Source organism: uncultured Duncaniella sp., from assembly GCF_910578445.1.
Lineage (GTDB): Bacteria > Bacteroidota > Bacteroidia > Bacteroidales > Muribaculaceae > Duncaniella.
Window position 1 is genome coordinate 161,199 of sequence record NZ_CAJTQC010000001.1, and the last position, 18,572, is coordinate 179,770.

An 18,572-nucleotide genomic window follows, 5' to 3' on the forward strand; every position below is an offset into this window, starting at 1 on the left:
CTATGCTGACATACAATACCCAACTCAAAAGGCTCGTGCTTCCGGAATACGGTCGCAACATCCACCAGATGGTAGACCACTGCCTGACCATCGAGGACAGAGACGAACGTACACGCTGCGCACATTCCATCATCGCCAGCATGGCCAAACTCTTCCCGAAAATACGCGAAGAAGAGGATTACCAGCGAAAACTTTGGGATCACCTTGCAATCATGAGCAATTTCAAACTTGATATCGACTATCCGGTAGAACCGCTTATGGCCGAGAAATTCAATTCCGCACCAGCCAAAGTGCCCTATACGACCGGACATATCAGGTATCGCCACTATGGTAAGGACATCGAGCTTATGATTAATCGGGCTGTCGGCATGGAAGAAGGCCCTGAGCGCGATGAATTTGTCATACTCATTGCCAACCATATGAAAAAACTGTTGCTCAGCGTAAACGCCGACGGGGTGGATGACTATAAAATCTTTAAGGACTTGGCCGATTATTCCCACGGGATGCTGCGTCTTGACCCACAGACCACCAAGCTGCATGAATTCAAGATTGTCGCTCCTCCAAGCAACAAAAAGAAAAAGAAAAGATAATATTATTATATAAGGTGATAAGACTCTCGGAAATAGCAGAAGCCGGACATTTCAACAAAGCCCATGGGATTAAAGGTGAAATGTCAGCCACACTTGATTTCGACCTTGACTTGGACAACGTCAGATGTATCATTGTTTCGGTCGAAGGCATCTTCGTGCCGTTTTTCATACGTTCATGGCGTCCGAAGACCGCTGATACATGCCTGCTTACTCTCGAAGGAATCGAAACAGACGTGAAGGCTCAGGAATTCAACAACCGGACATTCTACATCCTTCGCTCAGACATTCCTGAAGACGACAGCGATGATGAGTTTGATGACGAAGATGGATTTTATGCGTCTGACCTTATTGGATACCGGATTCATGATTGCCATCTTGGTGATATCGGCATGATTTCAAGCATAAACGATGCGACTGAAAATGTCCTGTTCGTGATTTCGACCGATAAAGGAGATGAAATTTTTGTTCCGGTCGCTGATGAATACATCGAGGATATCGACCATGACACCCAGACCATAACTACAAATCTACCCGACGGGCTCGTGGATCTCAACGATTAAGGACACAACCGGCTCAATTAAATTTATTATTCTGTCATGAAAGAATTTGATGAAAAAGAGGCCATAAAGGCCATGCGCACAGCCATCAGTGAAGAAAAAAACCGGCTCTATGATGACGACGAGCTTCTCAATATCATTGATATCATCTGGGACTGGTATGACGACCAAGGTCTTCTTGATATCGATGCTGAAGCCGATAACGATGATGTCAACACGGACGCTCTCATCAAACATGTCGGCAAAATGATTTCAAAGGATACAGATTCACCTGTGAAACGTGAAGATGTCGAGCCATTGGTTATGGCAGAGCTTCGTTACGAACAATCGCTTGACGAAATGTAGTCAATGTGATCTACGCAATTCACAGCCCCACACCCACCTATCTCTTCAACAATTATTTTCCAGCAGACAAAACATATGAAAAAAATTCTATTGGCCTCGCTTTTTACAGCCTTCGTATTCGGTGTGTCTGCCGTCATTAATGCAAAAGATCTAAGCAAAGATCCCTATAGAGGATATGACGAGACCGTCTATATGGACATGGAGCTGGAGGACAATCTAAAGACACCGACAGTCAGCAAGAACGAACACTATGCGGTCAAATCATATATGACACGTCTGGGAAAAGATCTTGCGAAAAAGAATTATATCGTAGATTTGATGAGAGACGATGAAGTAGTCCTCGTCACAATCCCGTCTGACGACATTTTTCTCCCAAACGACACCCTCCTTTCTCCGGTTGCACCCACAAAACTCGCACCAATAATCTCACTCCTCTCAGATCCGTATATGTTTAAAGTGGTCTATTCGGTCCACACTGACAATACCGGCTCTCCGACATATAATATGCGTCTTTCACACCAACGCAACAATTCCATCTATGATTGGTTGCTTGAAAAAATCAGTGAAGACCAGATTGTCATTCCTTACGAATATGGCGATACGGATCCACTCGGGCCAAATGATTCACGCGAAGGCCGCAAAGAGAACCGAAGAGTGGAAATCTTCCTTATCCCCGGTCCAAAGCTGATAAGTTCAGCGCAAAAAGGGATGTTGAAATGATTTTCAGGACGCGTATTTTTTTGTAATTTTGCATTCATCCAACTTCTACATATCACAAAACTCAAGAATATAAATTCTTTACAATGGCAAAGGAACTAAAAGATCTCACCAAACGCAGTGAAGATTATTCAAAATGGTACAACGAACTTGTAGTAAAGGCTGATCTTGCCGAGCAGAGCGCTGTTCGCGGCTGCATGGTCATCAAACCCTATGGTTACGCTATCTGGGAAAAGATGCAGCAGACACTCGATAAGATGTTCAAGGAAACAGGAGTGCAGAACGCATATTTCCCGCTTCTCATCCCAAAATCGTTTCTTTGTCGTGAGGCCGAACATGTCGAAGGCTTTGCCAAAGAATGCGCCGTCGTGACACACTACCGTCTCAAGAACGACCCCAACGGCAACGGAGTGGTTGTCGATCCCGACGCACGCCTTGAAGAAGAGCTGATTGTCCGTCCGACATCTGAAACAATCATCTGGGGAACTTACAAGAACTGGATTCACAGCTACCGTGACCTTCCTGTACTTTGCAACCAATGGGCAAACGTGATGCGTTGGGAAATGCGCACACGCATGTTCCTCCGCACTGCCGAATTCCTCTGGCAAGAAGGACACTGCGCACACGCAACTGCCGAAGAGTCTGAAGCACGCACAGTCCAGATGATAAACCTCTATGCCGATTTCGCTGAAAAATACATGGCGATGCCAGTGATAAAGGGCGTAAAATCCGCTAACGAACGTTTTGCAGGCGCGCTTAACACCTACACCATCGAAGCCATGATGCAAGACGGCAAGGCTCTCCAGTCGGGCACATCTCACAACCTCGGCCAGAATTTCGCGAAAGCTTTCGATGTTACATTCGTCAACAAAGACAACAAGCCTGAATATGTATGGGCCAACTCATGGGGCGTATCAACCCGTCTGATGGGCGCACTCATCATGACTCACTCCGACGACAACGGCCTTGTGCTTCCGCCCCACCTTGCTCCAATTCAGGTAGTCATTATCCCTATTTACAAAAACAGCGAACAGCTTGCTGAAGTTTCGGCTAAGGTAGAGCCCATCATCAACGAACTCCGCGCACTTGGCATCAGCGTGAAGTATGACGATTCCGAGAACAAGCGTCCGGGATTCAAATTTGCAGATTATGAGCTTAAGGGTGTTCCCGTGCGTCTTGCAATCGGAGCTCGCGACATAGAAAACGGCACTGTTGAGGTGATGCGCCGCGACACTCTTGAAAAGCATATCGCTCCGCTCGAAGGCATCGCGGACTATGTGGCCAAACTTCTCGAAGAAATACAGGACAACATCTTCCAGAAGGCTCTCAAGCACCGCGAATCTATGACACGCACTGTTGACACCTACGAAGAATTCAAAGAGGAAATCGAAAAGGGTGGCTTCATCCTCGCCCACTGGGACGGCACAACCGAGACTGAGGAAAAAATCAAGGAAGACACTAAGGCGACAATCCGCTGCATTCCTCTCGACGGAGACGAAACTCCCGGAGTCTGCATGGTGACAGGCAAACCTTCTGCACGCCGAGTCATCTTTGCACGTAACTACTAAAAAAGTGTCGTTAATCGACCTGTTTAGAATTTAACCCTCATTCTCCTCTCTCTTCCTTTTTTCCCTCTTCTCCACGGACGTCTCTGTACATAAAGCTCTATGTCAACACCTCGTATCCCGCGAATAGCGACCGGCGTATCCGTGCTGATTGCAGTTTTCGGACTTATAGTTCCATTGCTTACACTTCATCTTGGATTCTACCCATGGAAAGATGAGGAATATCAGATTATGTGTATATCAGACTACCGGTCTACCCCATTGGCCGCGCTCACGATGTACATAGGGCACATTTGGTCAATAATCGTAGGGAATGACAACGTCCTGACATTCCGCATCCTTGCCTATATCTGCAACACTCTGAGCATCCTGCTCCCATGCGGTTATTTCTATCGGAAAACCGGCCAGCCGATTGTCACGGCTGTCATTTTTCTGATTTTACAGCTTAGCATGTCCCTGTTCGGATTGTTCTCCTACGAATGGGACACGACTACCCATCTTTTTCTGACAATCTGCTGTCTGATTGCCGTAAGCTATATTGACACGCAGACAATAGGAAAAATATCATTACTTGCCGTTTTTTCGGCATGTGCAGTTTTCTCACGCATACCGAATGCAGCTCTCATCCCTGTAGTGTTTATCCTGATAGCTGCCTGCCGGAAATCAATCAGACATACAATCATTGATTTTGCAGTCTACCTGATAGTATTGTTATGTTCATCGGCGATAATAATACTCATGGTGTGGGGAAATTTCCAATCATTCATCGCCTCATGGTCTTCTGACAACTACATCACAGGTCATAGCAGCCTCACCGATGTCCTCTTCCTGCAAGTATGGACACGCTATCCGATTTCACTCAGATATTTTTATATGTGGGGAGGCATATTTGCCGCTACATGTTATTTAAACAAAATTGAAATAACACGATTTTGGAAATACACAGTCATTGCCTTCATCTCGTTTTCAATCGTAGCGCTCTGGCTTGTCATACGCGTGACATCGGACGACACAAACTCCTACATGATTGACCTGTTTTACTTTTCCGTAGCCCTTATCCCTGCAATCGCTATTTACAGGCATTCACAAGTCCGGCATTCGGTGCTGCTCAGTCTCACACTCATAGCTTTCGCTCTCGTATCATACGTCGGATCTGACTGCGGACTTTATAAAATACTCTGCATGCCACTGATGCCTGTTGTGCTTGCCGATTTAGTAAAATACAGGTTACACAGCATCCGTGAGTTCTATCTTTCCATTGCTGCCGTAGTAGTCATCTGCTACCTGCCTTTACGGCTTAAAAATCCGTGGACCAGAGAATGGATGAACCGCTACCCTGCCACATATTCCATAACAAAGCTCAAAGGGATACGCCATTCAGACAAAGAAGTCGAAAGAAGGACAGAAATTTACAATCTTGGAAAGAAAATCGAAGCTGACAATAAGAAAATTCTGTTTCTTGGCAACGACCGCTATATGTTTGACTATCTTCTCGGCCACTCAAAAGACAATGTAGACCGTTATCCATTGCAACGCTACCACGATGACAATTCATTTGAAGGTATCGAACAGCAACTCTATGAGATGGCCGACAGGTTTGATTTCGTCTACCTCGGATATGAATTCAACGATACGGACAGACAGAAAATTTCAAATAAATTAGCTGAAAACGGTTTTTCTTTGTATCTTAGCGACGAAGATTATACCATCTGGCAAAGATGACACCAATAAAATTAGCAATAGTTGTTCCTTGCTACAACGAAGAAGCTGTTTTGCCTCTTTCGGCCAAAGAGCTGCTCGCTATTCTCGACCGCCTCGTCGAGGATGGTAAAATTATGCCGGATAGCTTTATACTCTGTTGCGATGATGGCAGCAAGGACGCCACATGGTCGGTAATCAACCGTCTCCATCTGACCGACAACAGAATCAAAGGGATAGCATTGGCTCATAACCGAGGGCATCAAAACGCGCTTTTAGCCGGACTGATGAGCGTCAGAGGAAAATGTGACGCCGCTGTCTCTATTGACGCCGACCTTCAGGACGATCCTAATGCCATTATTGAGATGGTCGATAAATTCTTGGAAGGGAAAGAAATTATATATGGCGTGCGTGAAAAACGCGACTCCGACACGTGGTTCAAACGTACCACTGCAAGATCTTTTTACAGATTCCAGCAATTGATGGGAGTCAATGCAATCGCCGACCACGCAGACTTCCGTCTTATGAGTTCAAGAGCCATCGAGCTTCTTGCAGACTACAGCGAATCGAACTTATATCTACGCGGAATTGTTCCGATGATTGGACTCGACAATGCGATTGTGACATATGATCGCCACGCCCGCGCTGCCGGAGAATCAAAATATCCTCTTTCCAAGATGCTGTCATTCTCGATTGACGGCATAACATCGTTTTCCGCGAAACCCATGAGAATGGTGTTTTTTACAGGATTCGCATTGCTCATCATAGATATTCTTGTAGCAATCTACGTCATCGCATCAATTCTTTTTTCCGACCATCTTGAAGCCGGATGGGCATCCCTGATAATCTCCATATGGTTTCTCGGAAGCCTCATACTGATGGCCATCGGAATAGTCGGAGAATACATCGGTAAAATATTCATTGAAGTCAAACAACGTCCGCGATATGCTATTCGCGACATTTTATTCGATTAATGGACAACAAAACATTTATTACAAAATTGTCGAAACGCTTAAACCGCGACACATCTGAAGTCTCGACTCTTATCGAGGGACTGAACAGAATTTTTCGCGAATCCGGTGCTGAACTTGATTCGATTGCCATACCGGGATTCGGCACATTCAAATCGACAAAGACAGAAGAGAGAGTCGTGACCGACGAAACGACACAGGAACGCACCCTCTATCCTCCGGTCATTTCCATGGAATTCCAGCCAAGCATCATTCTTAGGAAAAAATTAAGCAAATGAATCAGAAAATACCATTTCACGAACTTTCAGCACGCATAGCCGCAGCAACTGGCATCAGCGAGGAAAGTGCCGAACAATTTGTCAGAAACTTCTTCGACCTTATATTCGAATCGCTCATCAGAGGCGAGAATGTCAAAGTCAAAGGTCTCGGATCATTCAACTTGATTGAATCAAATGGCGAGAAAAGCATCGAATTCATTGCGGACAAAGATATCACGGACGTAATCAACGCTCCTTTTGCGATGTTTGAGCCGGTCAAGCTCAATGACTCTGTTTCAGATGAAATGCTTTCAGAGGCCGACAAAACTATTGAACACGAGCCAATTGACAATTCCAGCCGAATAGAGGTTGCCCCACAGATGGCATCCGTTATTCTGCCTGAGGAAACAATCGAGGAAACAATAACAGAAAAAGCCGACACATCTATATCATCCACAAATTCAGCCCCGATAGAATCCGATGATTCTGTTTCCACCCAACCTGCCGATGATGAACAGGCCGTAGAAGTTCCGCATAGCGAATCGGAGGAAACCGAAGCGACCGACGCGCAGCCTTCTGAAATGCCTGAGTCACCAACTCCGCAGGAAGAGCCTGAAGCAATCAAGATTCCAGAACCTGAACCCGAATCTGAATCTGAACCTGAACCCGAATCTGCACCGGAGCCTGCACCGAAGCCCACGGTTCAAACAGCGACACAGATACCGGAATCAACCCCGGCTCAGAACTGCCCGCCCACTCCTCCGGCCAGACCGGTATCCACCCCTCCTGCGCCAAAGCAAATTCAGCCATTGGAAGACGAAGATGAGGAATATGTCGGACAAGCGAAGCAGCCGGCCGGGAATGGCAACTTCTGGATAGGTCTGTTAGTCGGCATAATCATCGGTCTCGCAATTGGAGCATGCGGTGTATATCTCGCAATTGATTATTTCTTCCCGACTATGCAACGTCCTGTCATCGAACAGGAGGATGAACAGGCCGGAATAGAATCATTGATGACAGAATTGCTGCCGGACTCCATCACACCAGCATCAACAGAAGAAACACCCACCGCCACTGAAGATACGATTCAGAAAGAAGCGCCCAAGGCGGCAGAAGCACCTCAAGAGCCTGCACAGGCAACAAATGTCACTATCACAGACACCATACGCCGTGGCTATCTGATTCCTGATATGGCCAAGAAGTTCTTTGGCAGCAAGGATTACTGGGTGTACATCTACGAAGAAAACAAATCAAAAATCGGAAATCCCAATAACACTCAGCCCGGACAGGTGCTCGTCATTCCTGCCGCAGAAAAATATGGCATTTCACCTGACAATGCCGAAAGCCTGAAGAAAGCGCGGGCTAAAGCGACCGAAATATTACGGAAATATCCGCGATGACTTTCCGACATCTGTAATCACAGTGTTACAGACTTCTAAAATAAATTCCTGCGAAAAACGGTCTTAACTGATTTTCGCGGGAATTTATTTTTAGTTCAAAAATTTATGATTTCTATATTGTTAAACGAAAAATAGCTAAAATTAACACACTTTTTTCACACAATAATTGTTGTTATTTATAATTTTGTATTCCATTTCATCAACTCTTGAAGGAATTTTATAGGAATTTTAAATTAACACAATACATACGAAAACTTCACTACTGAGACTATGAGCGAGTCAGTAAACATCCGAGAACTCAACGATCTCGTTGCCGGAAAGAAAGACTTTATAAATCTTGTCACGCGAGGGATGGATCAGACCATCGTTGGCCAGAAACATCTGATTGATTCACTCCTGATTGCCCTCCTCTCCAACGGGCATGTACTTCTTGAGGGTGTTCCCGGTCTTGCAAAGACCCTCGCCATCAAGACTCTCGCCCAGATTATAGACGCAAAATACAGCCGTATACAGTTTACCCCCGACCTTCTTCCTGCCGACGTAATCGGAACTATGATCTACAGCGTGCAGAAAGAACAGTTCCAGATCAAGCGCGGACCTATTTTTGCCAATTTCGTCCTTGCCGATGAAATTAACCGTGCGCCGGCTAAGGTACAGAGCGCACTGCTTGAAGCAATGCAGGAACGACAGGTGACAATCGGCGAAAAGACATTTAAGCTGGACGAGCCTTTCTTGGTCATGGCTACACAGAACCCGATTGAACAAGAAGGAACATATCCGCTTCCTGAAGCACAGGTCGACCGTTTCCTGTTGAAAGTCATCATCGGATATCCTACCAAGGAAGACGAAAAGCTGATTATACGCCAGAATATATCCGGCCATAAAGTCGAGGTGAGACCTCTTCTTCAGCCTTCGGAGATTATTGAGGTGCAGAAGATTGTCGAAAAAATCTATCTTGATGAGAAAATCGAGCGCTACATTGTCGACATTGTATTCGCAACCCGTAATCCGGCTGAATATAATCTGAAAGACCTTGCCGGAATGATTAGCTTCGGAGCATCGCCGCGTGCGTCCATCGGTCTTGCAAAAGCTGCGCGCGCATACGCCTTCCTTCGTGGCCGTGGCTATGTGATTCCCGAAGACGTACGTGCCGTTTGCCACGATGTCCTTCGTCACCGTATAGGACTCACCTACGAAGCCGAAGCCAACAACATCACAACCGATCAGGTAATCTCTGAAATCCTTGATAAGGTTGAAGTGCCCTAAACCCATAACCCCTCATATCGCGTCCTCACATGGAAGCTAACGAACTGCTTAAAAAAGTCAGAAAAATTGATATTAAGACCCGTGGACTCTCCCAAAATATATTTGCGGGAGAGTACCACACGGCTTTTAAAGGTCGAGGCATGACCTTCTCTGAAGTCAGGGAATATCAGTATGGAGATGACGTGCGCGACATCGACTGGAATGTAACCGCACGCCACAATCACCCATATGTGAAAGTTTATGAAGAGGAGCGAGAGCTGACGGTTATGCTGCTCATCGACATGTCACGAAGCCGTCTCTTCGGAGCTGTAGGTGAGGAAAAACGTGAAATGATTGCAGAAATTGCCGCTACACTTGCATACTCCGCCATAACCAACAACGACAAAATCGGAGTCATATTCTTCTCTGACAAAATCGAGAAGTTCATTCCACCGAAAAAAGGCAAGAAGCATATACTTCTCATCATCAGAGAGCTACTTGACTTTACTCCTGAAAGTCCCGGTACTGATATCGGAATTGCCCTGCGCTACTTCACAGACGCGCTCAAAAAGCGCTGCACGACATTTCTTATCTCCGACTTCATTGACAGTCATGACTACTCACGGCAGCTACAGGTGGCATGCAACAAACATGACATCATCGCAATTCAGGTCTACGACAAGCGTGACACCTCTCTTCCCGATGTCGGATTAATGAGAGTCATGGACCTTGAGACAGGCGGGACACGATGGATCAATACATCCTCGAAACGTACACGTCAGGCTTTTGGAAAATGGTGGTATGAACGTCAGCAGACAATGGTCGAAAGATTAAGCAAATGTAGAGTAGACCATGCCTCAATCGCCACAGACGAAGATTTCGCAAAGTCACTCATAGCGCTATTAAAGAACAGAGGTGTCCGTTGACAGCTACATTACTCCTCCAGATTGTTTATGACCGTATAATAAAAATACAAAAAGTCTATGCATCGACCACTCCGCATATTATTCATAAGCCTGACAGCACTGCTTGCATCCATCGCCGTCAGTGCTCAAAACCCTACGGTGAAACTGAGTCTCGACTCTGCATTTTTGTTGATGGGGCGTACGACACCTCTTCATCTTGAACTCGTCACACCGACCAAGCCGGAGGGGCGTTTGCTAATCCCGAAAGACTCGATGTGCGACAAGGTCGAAATTCTGAAGCTGCTTGAGCCCGACACTACCCTGCTTGGCAACGACAGGATTGAAATTAAACAGGACATCGTCCTGCAATCATTCGACTCCGGAGTATACCGTCTGAATCCCATCATGTATGTTGTCGGCAATGACACGTTCCGTTCAAACCGTCTCGTACTTAAAGTATTCCCGGCCGACATCGACTCTCTGGAAACAATTCACGACTATGCGGATGTAGCCGATATCGACCGTAGTTTCATCGATTATCTTCCGGATTTCATTGTTGATTATGGCCTGTGGATACTCGCCGTGCTAATCGTACTTGGCGCAGGTGGCTATGCGTTCTATCTCCTGCGACGCAAAAAGAATCCGTTCGCAGCTACGCCTGAGAAACCCGTGCCGCCATATGAAAAAGCAATCGGAGAACTCAACCGCCTGCGTGGAGAGAAACTCTGCGAAAACGGTCATGAAAAGGAATTCTATACCCGCCTCACCGACATCCTCCGCATATATCTCCATGGCCGCTTCGGCATAAACGCGATGGAAATGACATCGACCCAGATCCGACACATGCTCAATTCCAATGCGGAAGCAAAACTTTCGAAAGAAAACATGGAGCGTGTGCTCGAGACTGCCGACTTCGTTAAATTCGCAAAAGTCAGACCTTTGCCTGACGACAACATACGCGCATTCAACTCGGCAATGCAATTCGTCGAGGATACCAAACCAAAACCCGAACCCGAGGAAACGCCCGAGGGGGACAATGAAACAGAAACAACAACTCAAAACCATAAATAAGCGATAATGTTACTGGCAAATCCCGGATACCTTTGGCTGTTCCTGCTGTTCATCCCGCTGATAGCATGGTATATCTATAAACAGCGCTCGCTCTATGCCTCGATGGAGGTATCGACAGTGTCGGCGTTTTCAAAAGCACCACGTTCGTTGCTGGCTTCGATGCGCCACATTCTGTTCATCCTTCAATTAGGTGCAATCGGATGCGTAATCATGGTGCTGGCCCGCCCGCAGACACGCGATTCATGGAATACATCAAGCGTTGAGGGTACTGACATCGTCATTGCGATGGACATATCGACCAGTATGCTCGCCCGCGACTTTAAACCTGACCGTTTCGAAGCCGCGAAGGATGTGGCCGCAAAGTTTGTCGCAGGTCGCGAAGGCGACAACATCGGAGTCGTGATTTTCGCCGCAGAAAGCTTCACGGCCATCCCGATGACTACAGACCGCTCGCTTATCGCAAACTACATAGGTGATATCAAGATGGGAATGCTTCAAGACGGCACTGCCATCGGTGACGGCCTTGCGACATCAATCAACCGCATAAAGGACGGAAAAGCAAAATCAAAAAGCATAATCCTTCTCACCGACGGTTCGAACAACACAGGTAATGTCGCCCCCATCACAGCCGCAGAAATTGCCAAACAGCTGGGCATAAAGGTCTATACAATCGGCATCGGAACAAACGGGACTGCACCCTATCCACAGGAAAACATGTTTGGCCGAATCGAATATGTCAATCTTCCGGTTGTTATTGACGAAGCTACGTTAAAGACTATTGCGGAAACAACAGGCGGAAAGTATTTCCGTGCCACCGGCAACAATGTCCTCAAGGAAGTATTTGCCGAAATAGACCGTCTCGAAAAGACAAAGATGGACCTGAGAAATTTCACAAGCACCGAGGACGACTATCTGCCTTGGGCCATAGCAGCACTCAGCCTGTTCGGACTCGCAGTGCTTCTCCGCTACACAGTTTTCAGGACAATACCCTAAATTAAACAACTGTCTATGATTTCGTTTGCATATCCACATCTGTTATATCTCCTGCTTCTGATTCCGTTGGTGGCAGCCCTCTTTTTCTGGGCACGCTACTCGCGTCGTCGCAAACTTGCCCGTTATGGGCGGCAGGAAGTGATTGAAAACCTGATGCCTGAGGTTTCGAAATACATGCCTTGGGTAAAAATGGTGTTGTCGCTGCTCGTGATTGCCGCACTTGTCCTGATGATTGCCCGTCCGCGGGCTACGGGAGGGCTTGAACCCGACGCTTCAGAGACAAAGACATCAAGAGGTATAGAAGTGATGGTCTGTCTTGACGTTTCAAATTCAATGCTTGCGTCAAGCACAGACGACGATCATGGCATCAGCCGTTTGCAAAGAGCCAAACATATCCTTGAAAAGCTCATTGATAAAATGACCAATGACAAGGTCGGACTTATTGTGTTTGCCGGCGACGCTTACACACAGCTGCCCATCACATCAGACTATATCTCGGCTAAGATGTTTCTCAACGGCATCACAACAGATATGGTTCCGACTCAGGGTACGGCAATCGGTACTGCCCTTGAAATGGCCATGAACTCTTTCACCCCTAACGATGATATGGGCAAAGCCATTGTGGCAATTACCGACGGTGAAAACTTCGAGGACGATGCAGTTGAAGCGGCAAAACGCGCCGCAAGTGCAGGCGTACAGGTCGATGTCATCGGTCTTGGCACTTCTCATGGGGCACGCATTCCCATCGGGAAAGGCCAATACATGATAAATCCCATGACAGGCGAGGAAGTTGTCACTAAACACGACGAAGAGACAGCTTCACAGATAGCGAAAGCCGGTAACGGTATTTATGTAAACGGCGGCTCCAATTCAGCCATCAACGCAATCGACGAAAAGATGGATGAGCTTGAACAAGGTGATTTCGAAAGGAAGTCATTCTCTCCCCAAAGCGAGCAATTCCCGATTTTTGCATTCATTTCCTTAATTCTTCTGGTGATTTATTCCGTGACAGTTACCAGAAAAATCTCATGGCTTAAGAAATACCGTTTCTTTACAAAAGAGGAAGGAGGCAACAAATGAAAAAGATATTGTTCTCACTCATAACCGCCATGACCGTCATGCCGTCTATGGCTCAGAGCAAGTCCACTACCACACGCGACGAAAGAAATTATATCGTCGAAGGCAACAAACTTTACAACGAGCAGCGTTATGCAGATGCTGAAGTGGCCTATCGCAAGGCTCTTCAGGAAAACGCGATGAATGAAATCGCGCAATTCAACCTTGCGGCATCACTACTGCGTCAGGGCTCAGCCTCAGGCGAGACTCAAAAGGAAGCTTCTGCAATACTCCAGAATCTGACACGTGACGCTGAAAATATCTCGATTGCCGAGAAAGCGTTCTATAATCTTGGAAATATCGCCTTCAATGCTCAGGATTATGCGAAAAGTATAGAACTCTACAAGAATGCTCTTCGTAAAAATCCTGACAACGACAAGGCCCGCGAAAATCTTCGTCTTGCTCAGAAACGTCTTGAAGACCAACAGAATCAGGATCAGAATCAAGACCAGAACCAAGACCAGCAGGACCAAGACAAAAAGGATCAGAACAAGCAGGATCAAAATCAAAATCAGGACCAGAACAATAACAACGACCAGAATAAGGACGACAACAAGGACCAGCAGCAACAGCAGCAACCCGACCAGAAACAGGATCAGCAGAAACAACAACAACAGCAGGGCGGCATAAGCCAGCAAAACGCCGAAAAAATACTCAAGGCGATGGAAAATGAAGAAAACGCCACCCGTGCACGCATCAATGCTGAAAAGAAAAAGACCGGAGCTCCTTCACGTCGGCCGGTGACCAACCCTTGGTAATGTGAAGAATACGGAATTTTACATCCTCTAAATTTAAAATCTGAATGAAACGTTTCATCATATTTATATTTCTCACCCTTCTCGTCGGTGTGACTGCTATTCAGGCGCAGGTGAACTTTACCGTGAAGCCACCGTCACGGGTTTATGAAGGCCAGCGGTTTCCTGTCACCTTCCGCCTTACAAATGCCGATGGCTCAGACCTGAAAGTGTCTCAGATCAACGGCTGTAGCCTGCTCTATGGCCCATCTGTATCCCAGTCGCAAAGTTATCAGGTGGTCAACGGCAGAGCGTCCTCAACATCTGCCACTGAATACACCTATTACTATAAAGCCGACAAAGCCGGCACATTCACAATCCCTGCTGCGACCATAGTCGCAGACGGCAAGCATCTATCGACAAAAGCCGTCACTTTTACCGTCCACAGCATTCAAGATGCCAATACCCCTGCATCGCAAAGACCTGTTGACGTTGATGATGTCGACACTCAGGCCGCAGGCCGACGTGTCAACAGCGACGATGTGTTTGTCCGAATCATCCTCTCCAAATCATCGGCCTATGAGCAGGAGGCAATCGGCTGTACAATCAAACTCTACACCAAATACAGCATCTCATCATTCCTTCCGACACGTCAACCCGCATTCGACGGATTTCTCATTCAGGAAGTTGACGTCCAGCCATCGCTCAATCAGATGGAAACATACAACGGACAGAACTACATGACCGCTGTATTGAAAAAATGTATCATATTCCCTCAAAAAAGCGGCAAACTGAACATCAATTCAGGAAACTATGACATATCGGTCGTACAATACGACAACGTGAACATGGGCATGTTCCAAGTACGCCAGCCCAAAGAAGCGAAAATAAAAGTCAATTCCAATTCCGCGTCAATCAACATTCTCCCTCTCCCCCAACCCCAGCCTGACGGATTCACAGGTGCAGTCGGAACATTCAGTGTCGACAGCCGTCTCGTCGGCAATTCATTCCGCACAAACGACCCGGCGACCCTCATCTACACCATCAGTGGAACCGGCAACATAAAATATGTGAAAGAACCGGTCATTGACTTCCCGACTGAATTCGAGCAATACACCCCGAAAAGCGACATCGAGGCTGAAGTTCACGGAAATGATGTCACAGGTAGCATGACAGTGGAATACACCTTTGTCCCCCAAAGCGTCGGAGAATTCACAATCGGAAGTGACAAATTTGTCTACTTCAATCCTCAGACCAAGCAATATGTCACGCTGAACACCCCGACTTATCCGATTAAGGTTGTAAAGGGAGTCTCCGCACCTGTCACTACCGACCAGAAAAATGTCGAAAACAAGAATTCCGACATCCGTCATATCTATCTCGGTGACAAGACACCAATGAAGCAACATCATCTGGTGGTACTTGAATCGTGGTACTGGATTCTATATCTCGGACTCCTTATTGTAGCCATAGCCATCATGGCAATCAACAGACGCAATGCAAAACTCAATGCCGATGTGACAGGCCGCCGCACAGCCAAGGCAAGCAAAGTGGCACGCCGCAGACTCAAAGCTGCCGAAGGATTCATGAAATCAGGCGACAGCGATAAATTCTATGAAGAAATGCTGCACGCAATCTGGGGCTATCTCTCCGACAAACTGTCAATGCCCGTGTCACAACTTTCGCGCGACAACATCTCTGCCACTCTCGCGTCAAAGGGCTACTCGGAAGAAAATGCCAATGACATCGTGACAGTTCTCGACGACTGCGAAATGGCACGCTATACTCCCGACAGTTCCAGCCACATGGACAGTGTGTATGAACGTGGTGTCAACGCTATTAACAAACTTGAAAGCAACAAAAAATGAGATATCTTATTTCACTGATAATACTGGCCGCCTGCGGACTTTTCTCAAGAGCGGAATCATCTCTTATCCAGCAGGCCGACTCGGCTTATACTGCCGACAATTTCAAGGAAGCCGCCGACACCTATCTGCATGTGATAGCGACTGAAGGCAACTCAGCCGCACTTCAATACAACCTCGGCAACTGCTATTACCGTCTTGGTGAAATGGGCAAGGCAATTCTTGCCTATGAACGGGCGCTCAGGTTCGACCCCACATTTGATGATGCGAGAACCAACCTCGAATTCATCAACTCTAAAATCACCGACCGCCCCGGCGAGCGTGGAACATTCTTAGGCAATGCCCTTGACTCGATAGCAAACACAGCAAGGTCAAACTCTTGGGCATGGATTGGCTTCGCTTGCTTCGTGCTTACACTTCTCGGCGTACTCGCCTATCTATTCTCCGATATAATAGTTGTGAGAAAAATCGGATTTTTCGGAGGACTGCTGACATTCTTCGGATGTATCTGCTTCATATTTCTTGCTTTCAGATCGGCAGCCATAGCCACAGCTGAGAATGTCGCCATAATCACATCGCCATCCACAATACTGAGCACAAGTCCGCGAGTGCCTAAAGACCGTACTCAGGAAGCAATGCTGCTCCATGAAGGGACGCGCGTCGAAATCCTTGATTCCGTAAGATCGACCACCGACTCCATCAATTCGCTCTGGTATGATGTACAGGTCGACAATACCCACCGGGCATGGATCAACGCTGCCGCTGTCGAAAAAATCTGATGGCTGAACACCTTTATTTATTGCAAGTCAAACGATTATTCAATCTCACGGTCATCAAACACAAAAACGTGTTCTAAAACATAGTTTTTTTTTCGATAATTATTTGTTTGAATAGAAATTAAAACCTAATTTAGTGACGTGGAAACAAGAGAGATTCCACCAAACATCTATCAAACAAACCAAATATTAACCCCCAAACACCTATATGTATCATGACTAAAACTATCTCATTCAACGATCTCCGTCGCATCAAAGACAGTCTTCCCGATGGTTCAATCCGTCAGATAGCCGACAAGCTTAACGTCACTCCCCAGACAGTCAGAAACTATTTCGGTGGCACAAACTATGAATTTGGTAAAAATTGTGGCGTACACATTGAACCGGGTCCTGACGGTGGCATCGTGGTTCTTGACGACACTACCATCTATGATATGGCAATAGAAATTTTACAGGGAGAAAATAAGGAAGAATAAGTCTGGTAAAATTTTAAAAATATACGCGAAAGGGCAAAAAGAACGCTGTAAGCAACGACTTTTTGCTCTTTCGTCCGTTTTTAATTAGAGCACATATCAATTAAATCTGAACTTTTAATCCTATTCCAAACTATGCAGCCTGACAGATTTATTACAATCGCAATCCACACTTATGACAAAGCACATCAATTAAAAAACATACTCGAATGCGAGGGGCTTGAGGTGGTCTTGCAAAATGTCAATCTTTCCACACCGGTCGTGTCGTCCGGCATACGAGTGAGAATTCACGAGTCAGATTTGCCTATGGCCTTGCGTCTGATTGAAAATATCGAGATATTTTCGCCAAATGCGATAAAGGAATGTCCGGCAGACGGGCCTGAAATCCTTGTCCCGACTGATTTCTCGAAATCATCCGTTCAGGCTTGCCACCTTGCATTTCACCTTGCATCTCTCCACAAAGCCCGCATCAAACTTCTCCACTCCTACTTCGACCCGATAGTCACTAACACGTCTTTACAATTATCCGATGCAATGACATTTGACGGGACAGCCGACATCGTCCAGCAAATGCAGGAAGACAAGGAAATATCCGAAATGTGCAAAAAGCAAATGGAGGAACTGGAATCTTCTTTGCGCGAAAAGATAAAAAACGGCATAATACCTCCCGTCAACTTCTCATCGGAAATAACCGAAGGACTTCCGGAAGAAGTCATCAACAGCTATTCGGCAACCCACCATCCGCTACTGATAGTGATGGGTACTCGCGGGACAGACAAACAAAACCGCGACATGCTCGGCAGTGTGACAGCCGAAGTGCTCGACACATGCCGTTCATGCGTATTCACCGTCCCGGAAACCCTCAGATTTAAACGGACCGACGACATCCGTGAAGTAGTCTACCTCGCATCATCCAAACAGCAAGACATACTCGCTCTCGATGCCCTCTACCGCATGCTTCCGGAAACATCCCTGTCAGTGACGCTTGTATCATTACCGTCAAAGAAAAAACCGAATGGTGACACAGAAGCCATAGCAAATCTTCTTGACTATTGCCGAAAAAACTATCCTGCATATGTGTTCAAGACAATCCAACTGTCATTTTCACATGAAATAGAGGATTTCAATGGGCTTGACAAAGAATTGCATATCGACATGATAGCTGTCCCCACCCCGCGTAAAAATATATTCATACGACTATTCAACCCGTCTTTGGCACATAAACTGCTGTTTCATTCCGACATCCCAATGCTCTCGATTCCGGTCTGATGAAACGCAGGCATTGACAGACGCA

General features: G+C 46.5%; 19 protein-coding genes. All 19 read left to right on the forward strand.

Annotation, left to right across the window (positions count from 1 at the left end):
- Nucleotides 1-2: 2 nt before the first annotated feature.
- The 19 genes from QZ311_RS00645 (at nt 3) to QZ311_RS00735 (ending at nt 18,547) form a co-directional block, all read left to right on the forward strand.
- Nucleotides 3-590: a DUF4290 domain-containing protein gene (locus QZ311_RS00645; protein WP_297062796.1), complete on the forward strand. Its 588-nt coding sequence runs from the start codon at nt 3-5 to the stop codon at nt 588-590.
- A 14-nt stretch (nt 591-604) separates the two neighbouring features.
- Nucleotides 605-1,150 carry a ribosome maturation factor RimM gene (gene rimM / locus QZ311_RS00650; RefSeq protein WP_297062798.1) on the forward strand — a complete coding sequence of 182 codons (546 nt, stop codon included), beginning with the start codon at nt 605-607 and terminating at the stop codon, nt 1,148-1,150.
- A gap of 36 nt (nt 1,151-1,186) precedes the next feature.
- Nucleotides 1,187-1,492, forward strand: coding sequence for a hypothetical protein (locus tag QZ311_RS00655; RefSeq protein ID WP_297062800.1), 306 nt, complete (start codon nt 1,187-1,189; stop codon nt 1,490-1,492).
- 75 nt (nt 1,493-1,567) lie between these two features.
- The gene (locus QZ311_RS00660) at nt 1,568-2,212 is read left to right on the forward strand and encodes an OmpA family protein (protein ID WP_297062802.1); all 645 of its coding nucleotides are present in this window, start codon (nt 1,568-1,570) and stop codon (nt 2,210-2,212) included.
- Nucleotides 2,213-2,295: 83 nt separating this feature from the next.
- A complete protein-coding gene (gene proS / locus QZ311_RS00665; RefSeq protein WP_297062803.1) occupies nt 2,296-3,777 on the forward strand; it encodes a proline--tRNA ligase in 1,482 nt (493 codons plus the stop codon).
- Between the two features lie 99 nt (nt 3,778-3,876).
- Nucleotides 3,877-5,496: a hypothetical protein gene (locus QZ311_RS00670; RefSeq protein ID WP_297062805.1), complete on the forward strand. Its 1,620-nt coding sequence runs from the start codon at nt 3,877-3,879 to the stop codon at nt 5,494-5,496.
- Nucleotides 5,493-6,446: a glycosyltransferase family 2 protein gene (locus QZ311_RS00675; protein ID WP_297062807.1), complete on the forward strand. Its 954-nt coding sequence runs from the start codon at nt 5,493-5,495 to the stop codon at nt 6,444-6,446. Before QZ311_RS00670 ends, QZ311_RS00675 begins: the two co-directional genes overlap by 4 nt.
- The gene (locus QZ311_RS00680) at nt 6,446-6,721 is read left to right on the forward strand and encodes an HU family DNA-binding protein (RefSeq protein WP_297062809.1); all 276 of its coding nucleotides are present in this window, start codon (nt 6,446-6,448) and stop codon (nt 6,719-6,721) included. The genes QZ311_RS00675 and QZ311_RS00680 overlap by 1 nt, the downstream gene beginning before the upstream one ends.
- Nucleotides 6,718-8,100: an HU family DNA-binding protein gene (locus QZ311_RS00685; RefSeq protein ID WP_297062810.1), complete on the forward strand. Its 1,383-nt coding sequence runs from the start codon at nt 6,718-6,720 to the stop codon at nt 8,098-8,100. The genes QZ311_RS00680 and QZ311_RS00685 overlap by 4 nt, the downstream gene beginning before the upstream one ends.
- A gap of 270 nt (nt 8,101-8,370) precedes the next feature.
- The gene (locus QZ311_RS00690) at nt 8,371-9,366 is read left to right on the forward strand and encodes a MoxR family ATPase (RefSeq protein ID WP_297062812.1); all 996 of its coding nucleotides are present in this window, start codon (nt 8,371-8,373) and stop codon (nt 9,364-9,366) included.
- A 29-nt stretch (nt 9,367-9,395) separates the two neighbouring features.
- On the forward strand, nt 9,396-10,271 hold the full coding sequence (locus QZ311_RS00695; RefSeq protein ID WP_297062814.1) for a DUF58 domain-containing protein: 876 nt from the start codon (nt 9,396-9,398) through the stop codon (nt 10,269-10,271).
- A 57-nt stretch (nt 10,272-10,328) separates the two neighbouring features.
- Nucleotides 10,329-11,321 (forward strand): cell wall anchor protein, encoded by a 993-nt coding sequence (locus QZ311_RS00700; protein WP_297062816.1) that lies wholly within the window; start codon nt 10,329-10,331, stop codon nt 11,319-11,321.
- Nucleotides 11,322-11,327: 6 nt separating this feature from the next.
- Nucleotides 11,328-12,314 (forward strand): VWA domain-containing protein, encoded by a 987-nt coding sequence (locus tag QZ311_RS00705; protein WP_297062818.1) that lies wholly within the window; start codon nt 11,328-11,330, stop codon nt 12,312-12,314.
- A gap of 15 nt (nt 12,315-12,329) precedes the next feature.
- Nucleotides 12,330-13,394, forward strand: coding sequence for a VWA domain-containing protein (locus tag QZ311_RS00710; protein WP_297062820.1), 1,065 nt, complete (start codon nt 12,330-12,332; stop codon nt 13,392-13,394).
- Nucleotides 13,391-14,188, forward strand: a complete 798-nt coding sequence (locus QZ311_RS00715; RefSeq protein ID WP_297062822.1) for a tetratricopeptide repeat protein — start codon at nt 13,391-13,393, stop codon at nt 14,186-14,188. Before QZ311_RS00710 ends, QZ311_RS00715 begins: the two co-directional genes overlap by 4 nt.
- 44 nt (nt 14,189-14,232) lie before the next feature.
- The gene (locus tag QZ311_RS00720; RefSeq protein ID WP_297062824.1) at nt 14,233-16,032 is read left to right on the forward strand and encodes a BatD family protein; all 1,800 of its coding nucleotides are present in this window, start codon (nt 14,233-14,235) and stop codon (nt 16,030-16,032) included.
- Nucleotides 16,029-16,808 carry a tetratricopeptide repeat protein gene (locus QZ311_RS00725; RefSeq protein ID WP_297062826.1) on the forward strand — a complete coding sequence of 260 codons (780 nt, stop codon included), beginning with the start codon at nt 16,029-16,031 and terminating at the stop codon, nt 16,806-16,808. The genes QZ311_RS00720 and QZ311_RS00725 overlap by 4 nt, the downstream gene beginning before the upstream one ends.
- A 212-nt stretch (nt 16,809-17,020) precedes the next feature.
- On the forward strand, nt 17,021-17,281 hold the full coding sequence (locus tag QZ311_RS00730) for a DNA-binding protein (protein ID WP_123614711.1): 261 nt from the start codon (nt 17,021-17,023) through the stop codon (nt 17,279-17,281).
- Between the two features lie 132 nt (nt 17,282-17,413).
- Complete coding sequence (locus QZ311_RS00735; protein WP_297062831.1) at nt 17,414-18,547, forward strand: universal stress protein; 1,134 nt, start codon at nt 17,414-17,416, stop codon at nt 18,545-18,547.
- Nucleotides 18,548-18,572 lie beyond the last annotated feature (25 nt).